The organism is Chitinophaga sp. W3I9, from assembly GCF_050434025.1.
Lineage (GTDB): Bacteria > Bacteroidota > Bacteroidia > Chitinophagales > Chitinophagaceae > Chitinophaga.
The window spans coordinates 2,067,395-2,085,001 of the sequence record NZ_JBNPWC010000001.1; the positions used below are offsets into that span (position 1 = coordinate 2,067,395).

Consider the following 17,607-nt stretch of genomic DNA (forward strand, 5'->3'; position numbering starts at 1 on the left):
GTTTACTTTTTTCCTTTAAGTGCAACCTGTTTTGCAACTGCTGCTCCGATGTTATTTAATGCGGTTTGATTATAGTGTATCTCATCCTTCATCCATCCTTTTTCTTTAAAGCTGTCTGTTTGAGGGTACACAATGAATACATGCTTCATTTTTCGGGCAACATTTTCCTGTGCCTTACGTACGATATCAAAACCCTTAGCCGGATGGTTGAGGTAATGGCCGGTTTGTATCATATAGAAGTTGACCTGGTTACCAAGCGCCGCTTTGAATTGATTGATCAGCCATGTCAGCTGTTGCTCGTATTCATCCGGAGAAAGCTGTTGTGCATTAATGGCATTGGCATCCCGTTCTCCCTGGCTCCATAATATTCCGGTAACCGGTAAGCCTGTTTTGCGGGCAGCAGCCCTGGCCTTTACAATGGCGCTGTCGAACAAAGGCAGTCTGCCCCTGTTATCCCAGGTGCCGTAATTATTTAATTCCGCTTTATAGTGGCAGGAGCTTCCGCCCCTTGCCGCCGGCACAATCACCACCTGGCTTCCTGTGAGGTCGTGATAGGCTTTTGCGAAAGCCGGCCACGCGCTGCCGCTGTTTGCTTTTTCAAACTGTAGTTCACGATGCCCGGCAGGATCTTTTAAAGCAAGCAGGGTATCTCCCGAGAACCGATATTCAAAAGCAGTTCCGGCGGTGCAGTGTACCGAAGCGGTGCTGTCTCCCTGGCCAACGGCATTACTTTGACCGGCAGCCAGGAATAGCGTTTTATGCTGTGCCCATGCAGGCTGTAAAGTAAGAAAACAAACAGCGGTTATTATCCATCTCATTTCCAATCAGGATTTTGTTCGAGTTTCGGGTTCGCATTGATCTCATCCAGCGGGATGGGAAAGTAACGGTTTTTTGCCTGTGGTGTCCGGACAGGGAATACATTATTTACTGCTTTTGGAATTACCTGTAAAAAAGTATTGGTCCTGGTCAGGTCATACCAGCGGTCGCCTTCTCCAAAGAGCTCCCAGCTGCGTTCCTGTAGTACAGAATCAACAAACGGTGCCTTGCCCAATCCGGTGGTTAAACCGGGAAGGCCGGCCCTGCTCCTGACGGTATTAATATAGCCATATGCCTCACTGGATGGACCGTTTTGCTGTGCCGATGCTTCTGCAGCAATCAGGTAAACATCTGCGAGGCGCAGAATAGGGATGTTAACAGCCCCATTTCCACCAATAGAGTTCGGGTCCATATATTTTTTAACCAGTACGCCTTGTGGCGTGATAGGTGTAATATCTTTCTGTGCCACTACCTTTCCCTGCCTGTTGATATAATTGGTATCCAGCAACAACCGCCTGCGGTCTGCCGGGTTAAATGAGTTAAAGAAAGATTGGTAGGCAAATGCAGAACCAAAAGTGGAGGCAGCATATTGTGGCCCGTCGCTGTTCTTAGGGCCAAACAAGCTGATAATCTGTGTAGAAATACCCGGCGAAGTGCTTTCACATTCAAGCGCCCACATGTTTTCCTGCCTTGCGGCGTCCTCCTTGGTAACGTTATAAACATCCAACACGTCTGGCATCAGGTTGTATTTGCCGGAATTCAACACCTGCTTTGCTTTATCCAGTGCGGTTGGCCAGTCCTGTGCATACAACGCTGTTTTTGCGTACAGTGCCAGCGCTACTTCTTTTGAAGGCCTGCCTTTCTGGATACTGGCAGAATAGGAAGGCAGTTTGGCAACGGCCTGCTCAAGGTCCTGGTATATCTGTTTAAAGACATCGGCCTGCATGGTTTTGCCAATGATAGCAGTATCAATATTAGTGCTGGGTGTTGTTTTAACCACTATATCACGAAAGTTCTTGGTAAGCATCCATAAATAAAAGGCGCGCATATAATATGCTTCTCCCAGAATAACTGATCTTCTTGCCGTATCCATATTGGTGTCGGGTACGCGCAGCAAAACCCAATTTGCTTTTTCAATACCCTGATAGCAGGATTGCCAGATTTGCTGAGGAGATTCAAACTGCCTGTTAAAACTTTTTTGAGTAGTATAGTTTGGATCATAACTGAAAAGCGTGTAGGTATCCCTGCCTACTACGGGCCGAGGATAGATCTGGTCTGCGCTGAAGTCTGATGCCCCGGTGCCGGCGGTGCCATATATACCGCCAAGTGGCCCATAAACTGCTGTCAACGCTGCTTCTGCATCTGATGCCGTCTTATAGAAGTTATCAGTAAAAATGGAAGAGTAAGGGCTTTCTGTGAGCTTATTGCAGGATGTTTGCACAAGCATCAGTAATAAACCGGCAAGCAGGAATTGTATATTCTTCTTTGTTTGCATAAATATCATTTTTTAGAGACCAACCTGTAAGCCAACGATGAAGGACTTTGCCATGGGATAAACGAGATTGTCAACCCCGATCTGTGTGTTTGAACCGCCAAAGGAATTTACTTCGGGATCATAGCCACTATAGTTGGTGATGGTGAAAAGATTGTTGCAGCTAACATACAGCCTTGCGTTGCTGATATATTTTACAGCAGGAAGTTTATAACCAAGGGTGATATTTTTCATGCGTATATAGGAGCCATCTTCTACAAAACGGTCCGATACCGGTATTCTGCCTCCCTGGAAGCCGCTCGCATATTCATTGCCGGGGTTTGTGGGCGACCACCGGTCCACCATGCCCGACAACACATTTCTTCCACCCAAACCGTTTTCAAAAGTGTAGCGGCTGAGGTTAAAGATCTTGTTGCCCTGCACGCCTGAAAGAAAGAAGGACAGGTCGAAATGGCCATAACTGAAGTTGGAAGAAAATCCGAAAATATAGGAAGGGTTTGCATCGCCGGTGATCCTTTGATCCGCCCCGGTAATTTGCCCGTCTTTGTCCAGATCCGCTACTTTTACACCGCCTGTTCTGCTCCCGCTGCCTGGTATCACGGTTTCGCCGGTTTGATAAATGCCGTTAAATACATAGGTTTTGAAGATGCCAAGCGGCTGCCCTACCTTGAGCACACTGTAGGGACTCAGCACGTATTCATTTGTACCACCCTCCAGGCTTAAAAGCTGGTTGCGGTTTACAGAAACATTTGCATTGACGTTCCATTTGAATTTCCCGGTAAACAGCCTGGCATCGGCGGCAATTTCCACTCCTTTGTTCCGGATGCTGGCAAAGTTGCCGGTGATGGCGTTATACCCCGAAGAAAGTGGTAAGTTCTTCACAAACAGCAGGTCCTTTGTTTCCTTATTATAATAATCCACCACAATGGTCAGCCTGTCCTGGAATAGCCCGATGTCAAGACCCGCATTGGCCTGGGTTGATTTCTCCCACCGCAGGTCAGCATTGGGAATACCTGTTGGGCTGATACCTACTGTATAGATATGATTGAACTGGTAATTACTTCCGGAATTTTCAAGTGACAATGACTGGTAGGGTGCAATGGCTCCGGCGTTTCCTGTACGGCCGTAGCTGGCCCTTAATTTCAGATCGCTGAACAAATGGCTGTTTTTCAGGAAAGGTTCTTCAATGATCCGCCAGGCGCCGGCTATGGCCGGGAAGAAACCCCATTTGTGGTTTTCTCCGAACTTGGAGGCGCCGTCATAACGGGCAGTGATGTCGAGGAAGTATTTATTGGCGTAGCCATAGTTAATACGGCCCATGTACGAATTGAGTGCTTCTTTGGTACGGCTGCTGAGTACTGTTCTGTTTACCGCCAGCTGAACGGCTTCATTGCTGGTGGCATCATTCGGAAAGCCGTTTGCATTGATGATATTGTCGTTATATAAATTACTTTGAATCGCATACACACCCGTGAACTTGAGCGAATGGTCTCCAAAGAGGCGATTATAGGTAAGAATGCTTTCATGCAACCAGTTGGTAGTGTTGATGTTTCCTTTGGAAGCAACACCTGAATTGGCATTAACTTCGGCTTTACCAAGAATACTAATGGGGGAATAATAATCGTTCAGCGTGCTGCCAATATCTGCATTGAAGGAGGCCCGGTAGCTTAACCCGTCGATGATCTGTGCCTCCGCATATACATTGGAGAGCGTGCGTTTAATGGTATTGCGGTTAAGGATGGTCACCAGCCCAACCGGGTTGGCAATTTCCCGGTAACGGCTATTGAACTGGTCCGCAAAAGGATAAATGCTGCCGTCTTCCCTGTAAGGCACCAGGGTAGGGGGTGCGCCAAGGGTGGCGCCTATAATGCTTTGGGTTACTAGTGCCCCGTCAATATTATTTATACCCGTTGGAATGTTATTGTTGATGGTGTAGCTGCTAACCAGGCTTGTGCCCACTTTAAAGCGTTTGCTGATATTATGATCCAGCGTTGCCCTTAAAGAATAGCGCTTGAAATCCGAAGAAATAATAATACCTTCCTGATTGAAGAAGTTGCCGGATAAAGAGAACTGTGTTTTCTCCGAACCACCGCTTACGGATGCCTGGTAGTTTTGTATGCTGGCCCTGCGGTAAACAACATCCTGCCAGTCGGTTCCCTTTCCCAGGGAAGACGGGTCGGTGTATATCGGGGAATTATAAACGTCATTTTCAAGTTGAGCAAACTGTGTTGCGTTGAGCATTGAGAGTTCTTTGGTAATGTTTTGTACGCCCTGGTAAACATCCAGCTGCACCCGCGTAACGCCGCTCTTCCCTCGTTTGGTGCTGATGAGCACTACGCCGTTGGCGCCCCTGGCCCCGTAAATCGCAGTGGAGGATGCATCTTTTAATATTTCCACCGATTCAATATCATTTGGATTGATGGTGGATAAAGGGCTTACATCATTTACGCCGCCGCTGTTGGAGATCTGGATACCGTCAACAATATAGAGTGGCTCAGAGGAGCCGTTGATGGAATTGGTACCGCGTATACGTACGCTGATATTACCTCCCGGGGCCGCATTATTTTGTGTAATTTGTACGCCGGGTACCCGGGCAGCCAGGCCCTGGGCCACATTCGTAACAGGTGTTTGCGTAATATCCGCCGCTTTAACGGATGCGATGGACCCTGTAGATGCCGCTTTGCGTTGAGTGCCATAGCCAACCACCACTACATCGCTTAGTTTACTAATATCAGGTTTTAAGATCACTGTCAGGTATGACTGGCCGCGGACTGCAATAGCGGTATTTACATACCCCTGGAACGAAACGGTAATGGTGGCGTTGGAGGTTACCTCTTTTAATGTAAACGTGCCGGTGCTGCTGGTGACCGTTCCTTTTGATGTACCTTTTACCGCAACAGTGGCGCCCGGCAATGCCTGCCCATTCTCATCCGCTACCTTGCCTGAAACAGTTGGCAAAACGGATTGGGCATTTGTTGGCAGCGCAAAAAGGGAAAAAGGTACAAGCAGCAGGATCCTGAAAAGATCCCGTGATTTAAACAAGGAGCTTGTTTTTTTCATAACGTAAGCGTCTTTAACTTTTATAAAACATTAGTCATAAGTGGTAAAGCAATGTTAGAGAAGAATATTAAACAATGAAAGAATTTCCAGCTTCCGGGAAAACAGAATCTACCGGGAACGATACCGCAAACGATACCGGTAGTCACGGAGTAACGGGAGCGTGGCAGACAAACGGGCAAAAGCACTTTATTTAGTACGACCAATTTAAAATTCTTCTGTTTTAATGATAAAATGTATCCGGTGCAGTCAAGTACACACGATCACAAAATCTGGTATTGTAAGAGGGAAACAGCGCTATTATTGTAAGGATTGTAATATCTATTTCACACTTCCCGGGGAAAATTCTGTGGATATGCGGCAGCTTAAAAAGCACATGACCACGATCGTTGACATTGCCAAAGCACTGAACATATCCAAGTCTACGGTATCCAGGGCACTGCACGAACATGGGGATATCAATCCGCAAACAAAAGCAGCGGTATTAGAAATGGCCAGGCAGCTTGATTATCAGCCCAACCTGCTGGCTCAAAGTCTTGTAAAAAGTAAAAGCAACACCATTGGTATTATCGTACCTGAGTTCCTGACGTATTTTTTTCCTACCATTATCATGGGCGCACAACAGGTTGCTGCGGAGGCGGGCTATAACGTTATTATTTGCCAGTCGCAGGAATCATATAAAACAGAGGTAGCCAATGCCAATGTACTACTGGCAAACCGGGTTGATGGCGTGTTGATTTCCATGACAAGGGAAACCAAAAAATTCGACCATTTTAAGGCATTTGAGCGGCATGGGATTCCCGTGGTTTTCTTTAACCGGATCTGCGATGAGATGAATACCTCCAAGGTGCTTGTTAATGATTACGAGGGAGCGCTTAAAGCCGTGGAGCATCTTATTAAAAACGGCTATCGCAATATTGCACATATAGGCGGTCCGCCTGCGTTACTGATAACACATAACCGGCTAAGAGGATACCGGGATGCACTGGAAAAATATCACCTGCCCTTTAAAGAAGAATTGGTTGTCCATTGCAATCTCTCAAAAAAAGATGCCATCCATTGCGCTGAAAAGTTACTGAACCTGAAACAGCGGCCGGATGCTGTTTTTTGTGTGAACGATCCGGTAGCCATTCAACTGATGCTGGTTGCCAAAAAACGGAAAATAGATATCCCCTCCGAGCTTGGCATTGTTGGTTTCAGCAACGATCCTATATCAGAAGTGATTGAACCGGCGCTCACTACCGTTCAGCAGCCGGTAGCAGATATCGGCAGGTCGGCAGCAGCTATATTGCTGGACACTATAAAAAAGGGAGAAGACTACTCACCAGTGCTGAAATCGTTGAAAACAACGTTGATTGTAAGGGAATCGTCGAAGAGACTCCCGCAATAACATCAACAAAAAAATTATCCGGCAATATCCGTGAATTTGTATTTTGGGTGCAGTAAATAACGCTGGTGCCGTGAATTGTTCCCGCATCCTTCAGTGTTTATAGTGCAACCCACCACGTTATACAATTTTATGAAAGCTATGCTACGAGCCATTATACACGCCGGTATATTCCTTATGGCCTTATTGGGTTTGCTAACTGCAGAAGCCATGCATCCTGCCACCGCAACAGACAGCCTGCGGCAGAAAATACTTGCACTAAAAATACCAGGGTTAACTATCACGGATATTCAATACATCAATGATGGTCCTTACCAGCCTGTTGGTTCAACAACAACATTTACCGGGTTGCCGGCATTTTGCCTCGTTGCCATAACACTTAAACCAACACCTGTATCCAATATAAGAATTCAACTGTGGATGCCCCGCAATAGCTGGAACGGCCGGTTCTTAGGGACCGGCAATGGCGGAGGTGGTGGCACCATTATTTATGACAGGCTGGCCAACGGAATAAAAAAGGGCTTTGCAACGGCTAATACAGACATGGGTACCTCACCTGGCGTGGATTCCGCTGTTAATCACCCGGAACGATGGGCGGATTTCGGTTATCGCGCCACTCATTTGATGACGGTTGTTTCCAAACAGATAGTGGAAGCATATTATGGTAAGGCGCCGCATCATACCTACTTTGTGGGCTGTTCAACTGGTGGGCAGCAGGCATTGATGGAGGCGCAGCGATATCCCGGCGATTATAACGGCATCATTGCAGGAGCGCCGGCAAATAACCGCACGCATTTACATACCGGGTTCCTGTTAAACTATAATGCCATCAATGAAACTCCGGGAAACCGGTATTCACCGGCGGACCTGGCGTATATTACAAAAACGATTGTTTCCGCATATGCCGGTAAGGATGGCGGGGCGCCATCCGACAGCTTCCTTACTGATCCGAGACTTGCCAGATTCGATCCTGGTGAGCTTTTTAAACGCGGAAGAAAGGAGGAAGGCCCGCGCCTGACCGACGCGCAGTTGACCGCCTTAAAAAAAATATATCTGGGACCGGTGAATCCCCGTACAGGAGAGCAGATATATGCCGCGCTCCCTCCCGGAGCTGAGAATTCCGGAGGCGGACTTGAACTTCAGCAAACACCAAAAGGAGCTGCCAGCCTGTTGTATCCTTATCGCTGGGCGCTGGGAGCCGATTTTGATTACCGCAGCTTTGATTTTGATAAACACCAGGTGGTGGTAGACTCCATGCTTGCCCCGTTGCTTAACGCCAATAACCCGGATCTGGGCAGCTTTAAAAAAGCCGGTGGCAAACTTATTATGTATACCGGAACAGCGGATGCCCTTGTTCCCTATCCGGATGCGATTAACTACTATGAGCGCGTCATACATCTGCAGGGCAGCTTGAAAAAAACACAGCATTTTTTCAGGTATTTTTTGATACCGGGTATGGGACATTGTGGCGGCGGACCAGGCATCAATGATTTTGGACAAAATCTGAGGACCGCTGTAAAACAGGACAGTGAACACGATGTTTTGCTGGCGCTGGTGAAGTGGGTAGAAGAAGGGGTGGCTCCCGCCAAAATTATTGCCGCTGCTTTGGGTTGTTGCGGCGCCGATTCATCATTCAGGTTTCAACGACCGGTTTATCCTTATCCTCAATTTCCTGAATATACCGGAGGAGATCCGGGAGATCCTTCCAGCTACAAAGCCGTGGAGCATCCAAGGGGAGAAGTGTTAGTACCGGCTGAGAAATACCTTCAATAGTACCGGCGTCCGCTCACGCCATCGACTATTTTTTTACAGCTACACGCCAAATGGTATTGGATGCATCATCCGCCACCAGCAATGCGCCATCTTTAGCCATAGTAACGCCAACAGGGCGGCCATGAACCTCACTTTTAGTTTCATCTGCGATAAATCCGGTCAGAAAATCTTCCGCTTTACCGGCAGGTTTGCCATCTTTGAACGGCACATAGATCACTTTGTAACCAGAGAGGTAGTCGCGGTTCCATGAGCCATGCTGACCAATAAATGCGCCGTTGCGGTATTTTTCGGGGAATGCAGTGCCTTTGTAAAAGAGCAGTCCAAGGGACGCTGAATGTGCCATCAGGGCAAAGTCTGGCGTCAGCGCACTTTTTACCAGTTCGGGCGCCTTGCCTTTAAGACCAGGATCTTCATGCTGACCAAAATAGGAATAGGGCCAGCCGTAAAATGCGCCATCTTTCACACTGGTAAAGTAATCGGGTACAAGATCGTTACCCAGCTGATCACGCTCGTTAACTACCGTCCACAGGGTATGTGTACCCGGTGCCCAGTCCATGCCAACCGGGTTGCGTAATCCGCTCGCATATACTCTGGCGCCGGTACCATCCGGATTTACTTCCAAAATGTTAGCCCTGTTTTTTTCATTTTCCATTCCATGTTCAGCGGCATTGGTGCCGGAACCTACGGATATATACAGTTTGGTGCCGTCTTCACTTTGGATCACATTACGCGCCCAATGGTTATTATAACCACCCGCGGGAAGGTCTAAAATTTTCTTGCCTTCTGCTTTCATTTCCGTCATGCCGGCAGTGTATGGATATTGCACCAGCGCATCGGTATTGGCCACATAAAATTTGTCGTTCAGGATCAGCATTCCCATTGGCTGATTGAGGTTTTCCAGGAAGACATGCCGCTCATCAGGCACTCCGTCCTGGTTGGTATCCCGGAACATGGTGATTCTGTTCGCAGTAATGTTGTTATTTTCTGATTTGGATTTACCACTCATTGCATTGATTACTTCCTGGGAAAATCGTTTAATGGCATGTGCTTCGGAAACGAAGATGTCACCGTTGGGCGCCACGTAGATCCATCGGGGATTTTTCAGGCCATCAGCAAATTTGTTGACTACAAATCCTTCCGGGGCAATTGGTTTGTTGCCATCTTCCCAACCGATAACGTGACTGAAATTAGTGACTGACGGAGTAGCACCGGGGGCAGGCAGGGAATCGGGGGGCGTATTATTGATGATTTCCAGTGAATCCGCTGCCTTATGTTGCGTTTTGGGCTTGCCGCTGCTGCATCCATTCAAAACAGCCAGTAATGCCACAAAACCGGCAGTCAGTAAAAGTCTTTCCATACTTTGTATCATTTATATTGTCATAGGTCTATTAACGCCGGGATGTGCGCCTTGCCTGAAGCAACAGCGCATTTAAATCGTTTTTATTGATAACCCCGGAGTGACGGTTAAATGGTTGCCTTGTATAAGGGCTTACATCCCGGCCTCCAAAAAAATGCTGACAGATCCACACTCATATTATTCCGGCTTTATGATGTGCTAAAGACCGGCGGATTTAATCCACATTAAATATAGGATTCTTCCCCGAAAGATTTCGGCTTAAATTGCAATGAATCATTAGTTGCTGCCTGTCCTTTAAACCTATCTATCGCATTCTGGGAATGAAGGAACCCGCCGCGGCAGGGACCACCGCCCAAATGCTTTCCTGGTGAAGAAAACCAGTTATCATAAAGCTACCGGTTTATAGACCAGGGTAGCCTTGCACAAGTAACTGCTGAGAGCATCAGAATGCCGGTAAGGAGGTTACCTGTAAGCGGAGCTCAATACCGGTTAATAATTTAAAAATTCAGTTAGAGATTATATATTGAGTTACCAACTTATACGAACTTATGAAGTATTTTTTTAGTTTTCTCTTCCTGCTCTATGTGATGACTGGTTTAGGGCAAGCATCCTTTCCTAAAGGGTTTAAATTAATAGAAGGGGACAATCCGATGGGAGAAGATGATAGATACTCTAACGGAAAAGATGTTTTTCAAATACATCTCTTTTGGAGAGCCTATGACAATTACACCTGGAATGATGATAAAGTTAAACAAGACATAGCAAAAGGCTATGGATTTCCAATTTACCGGACCACCGATAGTCTCTTGTGGGGAACAGGGAAAACGGATGACCTTTACTTTTATATAGTAGTAGACTGGGGCGGTGAAATATTTGAACTTTTTTCACGGGATAATGACGCAGACTTCGCTACCTATTCTAAATGGCTTATTTCTTCTATAAGGGAATATCGCAAAAAAGGAAAATGGTTCATATTCCCGAGAAGGATTTTAAAATAGAAAAATTTACCTGATGATAAATAGGTGTGAAGTACGATTGCCTGCATTAGAATAGTGAAGGCTAAATGAATTATTCCAGCTTTTAAACCGGACATCAACTGTACAAAACCGGACAGGTTGAAAAATACCGGCAACTTTAATTCATTGGTTTTTATAATATTAGAAACTGGTATTTTATTAGTAGTGGTGGGGTCAAAGCTATCTCCATGTTTAAAAATTATTTTAAGCTCGCCTGGCGCAACCTTATCCACAATAGATTATATAGTCTGCTGAATATATTGGGCCTTGCCACGGGGATGGCGGTGGCGTTGATCATTGGTTTGTGGATCTGGTATCAGTATTCATATGACAGGTTCCTTCCTGATAGTCAGCAGATCTATAAGGCCGGGCTAAAAGGTACCGGGAATAATGGAGAGGCATATGCCTATCTTGTTTCACCTATGCCATTGGCAGAAGCATTGAGAAGGGACGTTCCTGGTATCAAACATGCGGTCATGACGGACTGGATAAAACCTCACGGGCTGGTAGCAGGAGAGAAGAAGATATACCTGCCGGGAATAATAGCGGAGAATGATTTCCTGAAAATATTTCAGTATCCTTTGTTAAGAGGCCGCGCAGAGCAGGTGTTAAATGATCCTTATTCGATCGTACTTACGGAGTCGACCGCAAAATCATTATTTGGAAATGAAGATCCGCTGAATAAGATTGTCCGTATCGATAATCAGAACAATCTGAAAGTGACGGGTGTGTTAAAAGATATTCCGGACAATTCTACTTTGAAATTTAACTACGTTATCCCTTATGAATATCTTATTCAGAACAGCGATATAAAAGAATACCTTAACATGTGGGGCCAGATTACATCCAATGTGTATGTGTCATTACAGCCCGGAGTATCCTATGCGCAGGTGGAACCAGCACTGAAGAAGATCATAGCCAGGTATAACCCCGAAGAATATAAGCATTCGCATACTGAAGTAATCATGCAGGAAATGAAAGACTGGCATCTCTATACAGAGTTTAAAAATGGGATTGCTACTGGTGGGATGATCAGCTATGTAAGGGTATTTAGTGTTACCGGGATACTTGTGTTGCTGATTGCGTGTATCAATTTTATGAACCTTTCTACGGCGCGGTCTGAAAAAAGAGCAAAGGAGGTAGGCGTGAGAAAAGTCATGGGCTCCCAGCGATATGAACTGATTTTACAATTTCTGACAGAATCTTTTGTGATCACTTTTGCCGCATTTATCGTATCGCTGCTGTTGGTGCAAATTGCATTACCCTCATTTAATACACTAACACAGGCAACTATCCGCATTCCATATACGAATGTATTTTTCTGGATCATTATGATCAGCTATTTGCTGCTCACTGGCTTATTGGCGGGCAGCCGGCCTGCTTTTTATCTTTCTTCTTTCAGACCTGTCAGAATATTAAAGGCCGATCGCGGAGCGGTGCGTTCGAGAAAAATGCTGGTATTAATACAATTCTCCTGTTCCATAACACTCATCATCAGCACCATCATTATTTATCAGCAGATAAAATATGCACAGGAACGTCCTGTAGGCTATGATCAGCAACGATTGATGATGACTGACGCCAGCAGCGATCTGAAGAAAAATTATCCGGCTTTAAAAAATGATTTGCTGCAGAGTGGTGTGGTAACGGATGTTACCATGTCTTCGGAGACCGTCATTGCACTCAGGAACTTCAGTAGTATCGAAAGCTGGCCAGGAAAAACACCCGTGGAGGAAGTGGGCGCCGCAGTTGTGTTTGTTGCGGATAATAATTACTTCAGAACGATGGATATAGATCTGGCTGCGGGCAGGGACTTTACCGGTAACACAAGCGCCGATTCGTTGAATGTAATCGTGAATGAAGCCGCTATTAAACGGATGAAGCTGAAAGACCCGATAGGACAGGTTATTGCTTATAATGGCCGTCATAATTTAAAGATCATAGGTGTCGCCAAGGATGCTATTATGGAATCTCCTTTTTCGTCGCCTACTCCGACAGTCTTTATGTACAACCCTAATGGAGCAAGATTTATTACCTACCGGTTGTCTCCAAAGGTGAGTACAACAAAAGCAGTTGACAGGATTGCCGGGATCTTTGGACAGTATAATACCGCTTATCCCTATATCTACAAATTTGCCGATGAAGCTTATGCAAAGAAATTTGAACTGGAAATGCTGATCGGTAAATTAACTGGTCTGTTCTCCCTGTTGGCAATTTTTATTTCCTGTCTTGGTTTGTTTGGACTGGCCTCCTATATGGCAGAACAGCGAACCAAAGAGATTGGCATACGGAAAGTATTGGGAGCGTCTGTCATGCAGTTATGGGCATTATTATCCCGTGAATTTGTTATTCTTGTGATGATCAGTTGTTTGATCGCCTCTCCGCTGGCCTTCTATTTTCTTAATAGCTGGCTGGAGAAATATGTATATCGCATCAGCATAGGGCCACTGGTTTTCATCCTGGCCGCCATAATCACTGTCGGTATCACCGTGCTTACGGTGAGTTTCCACGCAGTAAGAGCCGCTATGATCAACCCGGTGCGGAGTTTGAAAACGGAATAGCTTCATTGGCACAATACGAAAAAAGCCTTCAGACTATTCATCTGAAGGCTTTTTTCGTATTGCTAAACTTTCGGGTTTATTCCGCGGACGGGAAATGTAAAGCTTCCAGCAGCAACAAACCGAAGGGTTCTTTTGCTTTTTGCACTCGTTGTTGAAAAGCAATTAAAAGAAGGGTCAGAGCTATTGTGCTTATTTTATTTCCTGCTTTAAAAACTCAATCAATTCATTGTTTACTTCCTGGGCTCGCTCTTGCTGGACCCAATGGCCGCAATTTTCCAAAAGAACGACTTTTCTGAGATTCGGAAGACTGTTTTTCATCTGCTCTGTACTGCCAAATTTAATAGCAGCTTCTTTTGCTCCACCAATGAACAGTGCAGGTTGGGTGATTCCTCTTTTATAAATTATTTTAAGTTTCGGATAGTCCTCATCAGTATTACGATAGAAACCTAATGCGCCGGTTATACCTGTCTTTTTATATGCATTGACATAATAATCAAGATCTTCCTTGCTAAGCCATGCGGGGAGCTGATCTGTTGGGGGAAAGGAGGTCATTAACCTGTCATTGGGTGTTGTCTTTAAGTAAAGTTTTTCGATGGCACCGTCCGGTGCATCTCCGGAAAGGGCATAGAAAAAAAGTTTGAAAAACCGCTCGGGGTTCTTTTCAAATTCAGTTTCCACAATCCCTTTCTTTTCAAAATTTGTGAAAACACTTGACCATTTTTTCCGGATCATTGCCGGGTCTCTTGGTTCCGGATAAAAAGGGATGCTCAGTGCTACTACTGCACTTACCGTATTCGGGTATAGCTGTGTCATAGTCCAAATCAGATTTGCCCCCCAATCATGTCCTACTATTACAACTTTGTCAGCGCCAATATGGTCAATAAGCGCCTTCACATCCTTGGCATGCTGAATTAAACTATAATCCCTTTCGTCAGTTGTAACCTCTGACTCCCCGAAACCGCGCAGATCTGGTGCTACAGCATGATAACCTGCCTGAGCCAGCGCAGACAGTTGCTGCCTCCAGGAATACCATAATTCCGGGAAACCGTGCAACAGTATAACCAGAGGTCCTTTCCCGGCTTCCTAATTGCACCATTGCTAAATATTGCTATAAGCGCAAATGCTAAGAAACAATCGGGCGATGACGTGTGCTTTAAATCCTTAATTCCAACGATGCATTACGATCTCATATTGGTCCGTGAATCTTCCGGACTGATAGACGGTTGTAAAGAAATTAAAGCTGAAGTGCTACTGATGGGAGGGACAAGGAGCCAACGTTACCTTAAACTTGCACTTGATACATTAAGCACCACTTTGCCAAAGGCAAAGCGTGTAGAATTCCATGGTTTAGGACATACGGCCGCCGACAATGACAACAGCCCGGAAAAAATCGCAAAAGAGTTAATTGTCTTTTTTCAACAAAACGTTATACATTAATTGTAGAATAAGTTAGGATAACAAATTTTTGATTTGTCGGATTAAATCCCGCCCAATACAGTTAAAACGTAACCCTGGAAGTAAGTTTAAACTGGCCTTACCTCATTGGTATCATCCTGACAGGCTGCCGCCCTGTTGATTTCAAAAAGTTTAGTCCATTAGTAATTCAATAACTTCCTGTGGATCTGTATCATTTTTTTTCCAAATATCCTCAAGCGTTTTTATGTCGCTTATTTTATACCCCTTTTCTTCTAACTTTCTGATTGCTATGGAATAGTCTATGCTCAGAATTTTGCATGATTCCTTTAAAGGAGCTTTAAATGTTTTGTCGACAATAACAATATCCAATGGAAGTTGCTTTCGTTCCAGATAAACAAAAGTTAAAGCTAACACTGTTACAGCAATGGCCGCTGGCATAAATACTTGTTTCATAAAATGGACTTTTAAGCCTTTCCAATTTAGTATAATATGTAAAATTGCGGCAAGTACGAACCCAATTCCAATTAATTCATGTGCAACTTCAGTATATCCGTCAAAGAGATGAAATAGCATAAAAATCCCCGTAATGGCCAAGACCATAAATAGCAAGGAGATGAATGGTGTTACATATTTTCTGTCTGGTTTCATTTTTTGGAATTCGTTTTTTTTGTTAAAGTCTATTTAAAATCAGTAAACCTTTTTTCTAAATTATTTAACCATTTGACTCTCTTTTCCTGGGTAACCGATTTTACCCTGTTATAACTAATCCAATTTAGGTTCTTATATCCCATCGTTTTGAAAACGCTTCTAAGCATTACTTTCTGAATCAAATTTCCGATGAGCAGCGAATACATTATTTTGGGTTTGTTCATTGTGGTAATAAGCGTAATACTTTTCAGGTTTTTTAAAAGGGGAACGAGCCCGAAACCTCGCGGGTGATGATCATACACAACGGCTGGTGCTAATACTCTGTCTATAAACCCTTTGGTTGTAGCCGGCATAATATCCCACCAGATCGGAAAAATAAAAATCAGATGGTCTGCCTTTTCCAATCTTTTACCGTAATCGATTACCTGTGGGTCTACGGCTTGATGTGCTACAAAGCCTTTTAAATCCTCCGCAGACATTCTGGGGTTAAATTCTTCCCGGTCAAGGTGCATCAGGTCAATTTCGTGATTGGCTTTTCGAAGCCCATTGGTAACCACGCTAAGTATGGCATTGCAGTAGCTTCCTTCGAAAGGATGGTTATATACGATTACTGTTCTCATTTTTATTGTTCATTTACAATGTAAAATTGAGAAGGATTTAACCGCCGGACGATAACAATTGTTAATAAAGTTTTTTTATCTTCTGTTACGTATCCTACTTAGGGATACAGAAGTAATGCCTAAGTAAGAAGCTATATAGTGCTGTGGGATGCGTTTTATAATTTCTGGATGCTGTTCCAACAATTCTGCATAGCGTTGTTGAGGCGTATTTTTTAAATAGGAAAAGAAAATCTGTTGACTTTTTATAAGCCGCATAAATAGATGTTCAACCAGATTGTCTTTTAGCTCAGGTGAGTTTTGGATAATATCTTGAAAATCTTTTTGTGAAATGGTCTGTAAGACACAGGGCTCCAAACTTTCAATACTGTATAAACTTGGCCGGTTAGTTCTAAAACTTTCAATGGAAGATACACTGTCACCTTCAAAGAAGAATTGAGTGGTTATTTCTTTGCCGTCATTGTTAACCCAAGTCCGCAAACATCCTTTTTCAATAAAGTACATCGTTTTTGATACTTTCCCTTCTTGCAAGAGGATGGCTTTAGCCGGAACCTCTATTTGTTTGAAATAGGGGTTGAATATTTCCCATTTGTTTGGCTGCACATTTTCCTGTTTCATCTTATTTTTAGTGCTATTTTAGGGTTGCCGCTAACGTTAGGCGACTAATTAGCAGATCCGGAGCGAGTTCTCTCTGCGAGACTCGATTAAAGTTATGAAAAAAGCTGACTCACGCTGGCCTTAACCAGCGATTTTTTTAAGGTTGCCTTTTTGTTAACACACGACAGTGTAAAAAGCAATGAATAAATCGGGTAGTATTTTTTGACCCAGGGATAGTTCCGCTCTTTTGGAGTCTACAGTCAGGCGGATAGTAATTGGCATCTTTCCGTCTTTAGATGCCTTTGATTTTTCCAAAAGTAATAGAATGGAAAGTTTTTCATTGACCTTCATAACACACATTTTAGGTGATCGAATAAAAATTCGCTCATTCCTAAACCCTTCTCACAAAAACATAGGGTTAACTGAGGGTACCAATTTCGGAAATAAAACAGGTACCCTTTCTCTTTGGTAATGTTTGTTATTACTCAATATGCTTTTCTTGCTTAAACCCGATTCTGGTGGGTTTTAATAAAAAAAGCCACTCTTTAAGAGTGGCTTTGCGGACCGGACGGGACTCGAACCCGCGACCTCCGCCGTGACAGGGCGGCATTCTAACCAACTGAACTACCGATCCTTAATACAGACGGGCCTTTCAGCCGATCTATATCCCCCTTTGGGGAGTGCAAATGTAGCAACATTATTTTCAAACAACCAAATTTTTTTGAATAAAATCAGAAATTTATTAACCTGTGGGTGAAATATACATCGACATAATCCTTTACTGCAAACGGTTTGGAGCATATGACCCTAACGGGAACGGTTATATTTCCGGAAAAGAACCATTACAAGGATTTTGATATATTTAAAGTA

General features: G+C 44.4%; 14 protein-coding genes and 1 tRNA gene. 5 read left to right on the plus strand and 10 right to left on the minus strand.

The features are described 5' to 3' along the window. Positions 1-2: 2 nt before the first annotated feature. From QFZ51_RS08835 to QFZ51_RS08845, 3 genes are read right to left on the minus strand one after another with little or no spacing between them, the layout of a single operon-like run. Complete coding sequence (locus QFZ51_RS08835; protein WP_429045156.1) at positions 3-818, minus strand: sialate O-acetylesterase; 816 nt, start codon at positions 816-818, stop codon at positions 3-5. Beyond that, a complete protein-coding gene (locus tag QFZ51_RS08840; RefSeq protein WP_429045158.1) occupies positions 815-2,311 on the minus strand; it encodes a RagB/SusD family nutrient uptake outer membrane protein in 1,497 nt (498 codons plus the stop codon). Before QFZ51_RS08840 ends, QFZ51_RS08835 begins: the two co-directional genes overlap by 4 nt. Before the next feature lie 12 nt (positions 2,312-2,323). Continuing rightward, a complete protein-coding gene (locus QFZ51_RS08845; protein ID WP_429045159.1) occupies positions 2,324-5,368 on the minus strand; it encodes a SusC/RagA family TonB-linked outer membrane protein in 3,045 nt (1,014 codons plus the stop codon). A 352-nt stretch (positions 5,369-5,720) separates the two neighbouring features. On the opposite strand from QFZ51_RS08845, the gene QFZ51_RS08850 reads away from it, so the two are divergent. Both QFZ51_RS08850 and QFZ51_RS08855 read left to right on the plus strand, forming a co-directional pair. Further along, the gene (locus tag QFZ51_RS08850) at positions 5,721-6,755 is read left to right on the plus strand and encodes a LacI family DNA-binding transcriptional regulator (protein WP_429045161.1); all 1,035 of its coding nucleotides are present in this window, start codon (positions 5,721-5,723) and stop codon (positions 6,753-6,755) included. Positions 6,756-6,893: 138 nt separating this feature from the next. Further along, the gene (locus QFZ51_RS08855; protein WP_429045163.1) at positions 6,894-8,525 is read left to right on the plus strand and encodes a tannase/feruloyl esterase family alpha/beta hydrolase; all 1,632 of its coding nucleotides are present in this window, start codon (positions 6,894-6,896) and stop codon (positions 8,523-8,525) included. 25 nt (positions 8,526-8,550) lie between these two features. Here the strand turns inward: QFZ51_RS08855 and QFZ51_RS08860 are convergent, their stop codons facing one another. After that, entirely contained in the window at positions 8,551-9,882 is a 1,332-nt protein-coding gene (locus QFZ51_RS08860; RefSeq protein WP_429045165.1) for a PQQ-dependent sugar dehydrogenase, read from the minus strand. Between the two features lie 548 nt (positions 9,883-10,430). Between QFZ51_RS08860 and QFZ51_RS08865 the strand changes: the two genes are divergently transcribed. Together QFZ51_RS08865 and QFZ51_RS08870 are read left to right on the plus strand one after the other, a co-directional pair. Further along, entirely contained in the window at positions 10,431-10,880 is a 450-nt protein-coding gene (locus QFZ51_RS08865) for a hypothetical protein (protein ID WP_429045167.1), read from the plus strand. A 206-nt stretch (positions 10,881-11,086) separates the two neighbouring features. Then, a complete protein-coding gene (locus QFZ51_RS08870; protein ID WP_429045169.1) occupies positions 11,087-13,459 on the plus strand; it encodes an ABC transporter permease in 2,373 nt (790 codons plus the stop codon). Positions 13,460-13,648: 189 nt separating this feature from the next. On the opposite strand, the gene QFZ51_RS08875 is transcribed toward QFZ51_RS08870, so the two are convergent. Beyond that, a complete protein-coding gene (locus QFZ51_RS08875) occupies positions 13,649-14,512 on the minus strand; it encodes an alpha/beta fold hydrolase (protein ID WP_429045171.1) in 864 nt (287 codons plus the stop codon). On the opposite strand from QFZ51_RS08875, the gene QFZ51_RS08880 reads away from it, so the two are divergent. Continuing rightward, positions 14,507-14,896 (plus strand): hypothetical protein, encoded by a 390-nt coding sequence (locus QFZ51_RS08880; RefSeq protein ID WP_429045173.1) that lies wholly within the window; start codon positions 14,507-14,509, stop codon positions 14,894-14,896. The two genes, QFZ51_RS08875 and QFZ51_RS08880, sit on opposite strands and share 6 nt — an antisense overlap. 150 nt (positions 14,897-15,046) lie before the next feature. Here the strand turns inward: QFZ51_RS08880 and QFZ51_RS08885 are convergent, their stop codons facing one another. The 5 genes from QFZ51_RS08885 to QFZ51_RS08905 form a co-directional block, all read right to left on the minus strand. After that, positions 15,047-15,523, minus strand: a complete 477-nt coding sequence (locus QFZ51_RS08885; RefSeq protein ID WP_429045174.1) for a DUF4405 domain-containing protein — start codon at positions 15,521-15,523, stop codon at positions 15,047-15,049. Between the two features lie 29 nt (positions 15,524-15,552). Beyond that, the gene (locus tag QFZ51_RS08890) at positions 15,553-16,143 is read right to left on the minus strand and encodes an NAD(P)H-dependent oxidoreductase (RefSeq protein ID WP_429045177.1); all 591 of its coding nucleotides are present in this window, start codon (positions 16,141-16,143) and stop codon (positions 15,553-15,555) included. A gap of 75 nt (positions 16,144-16,218) precedes the next feature. Further along, complete coding sequence (locus QFZ51_RS08895; protein ID WP_429045179.1) at positions 16,219-16,758, minus strand: Crp/Fnr family transcriptional regulator; 540 nt, start codon at positions 16,756-16,758, stop codon at positions 16,219-16,221. A 153-nt stretch (positions 16,759-16,911) separates the two neighbouring features. After that, complete coding sequence (locus QFZ51_RS08900; protein ID WP_429045180.1) at positions 16,912-17,088, minus strand: Arm DNA-binding domain-containing protein; 177 nt, start codon at positions 17,086-17,088, stop codon at positions 16,912-16,914. Between the two features lie 209 nt (positions 17,089-17,297). Then, positions 17,298-17,371, minus strand: a tRNA-Asp gene (locus QFZ51_RS08905). Positions 17,372-17,607: the final 236 nt, after the last annotated feature.

Excerpts from the sequence above, each read along its gene's own strand:
- QFZ51_RS08865 (WP_429045167.1), top strand. The coding sequence starts at position 10,431 with ATGAAGTATTTTTTTAGTTTTCTCTTCCTGCTCTATGTGATGACTGGT.
- QFZ51_RS08850 (WP_429045161.1), top strand. The coding sequence starts at position 5,721 with ATGCGGCAGCTTAAAAAGCACATGACCACGATCGTTGACATTGCCAAA.
- QFZ51_RS08885 (WP_429045174.1), bottom strand. The coding sequence starts at position 15,523 with ATGAAACCAGACAGAAAATATGTAACACCATTCATCTCCTTGCTATTT.
- QFZ51_RS08890 (WP_429045177.1), bottom strand. The coding sequence starts at position 16,143 with ATGAGAACAGTAATCGTATATAACCATCCTTTCGAAGGAAGCTACTGC.
- QFZ51_RS08835 (WP_429045156.1), bottom strand. The coding sequence starts at position 818 with ATGAGATGGATAATAACCGCTGTTTGTTTTCTTACTTTACAGCCTGCA.
- QFZ51_RS08895 (WP_429045179.1), bottom strand. The coding sequence starts at position 16,758 with ATGAAACAGGAAAATGTGCAGCCAAACAAATGGGAAATATTCAACCCC.
- QFZ51_RS08870 (WP_429045169.1), top strand. The coding sequence starts at position 11,087 with ATGTTTAAAAATTATTTTAAGCTCGCCTGGCGCAACCTTATCCACAAT.
- QFZ51_RS08845 (WP_429045159.1), bottom strand. The coding sequence starts at position 5,368 with ATGAAAAAAACAAGCTCCTTGTTTAAATCACGGGATCTTTTCAGGATC.
- QFZ51_RS08900 (WP_429045180.1), bottom strand. The coding sequence starts at position 17,088 with ATGAAGGTCAATGAAAAACTTTCCATTCTATTACTTTTGGAAAAATCA.
- QFZ51_RS08855 (WP_429045163.1), top strand. The coding sequence starts at position 6,894 with ATGCTACGAGCCATTATACACGCCGGTATATTCCTTATGGCCTTATTG.
- QFZ51_RS08840 (WP_429045158.1), bottom strand. The coding sequence starts at position 2,311 with ATGCAAACAAAGAAGAATATACAATTCCTGCTTGCCGGTTTATTACTG.
- QFZ51_RS08860 (WP_429045165.1), bottom strand. The coding sequence starts at position 9,882 with ATGGAAAGACTTTTACTGACTGCCGGTTTTGTGGCATTACTGGCTGTT.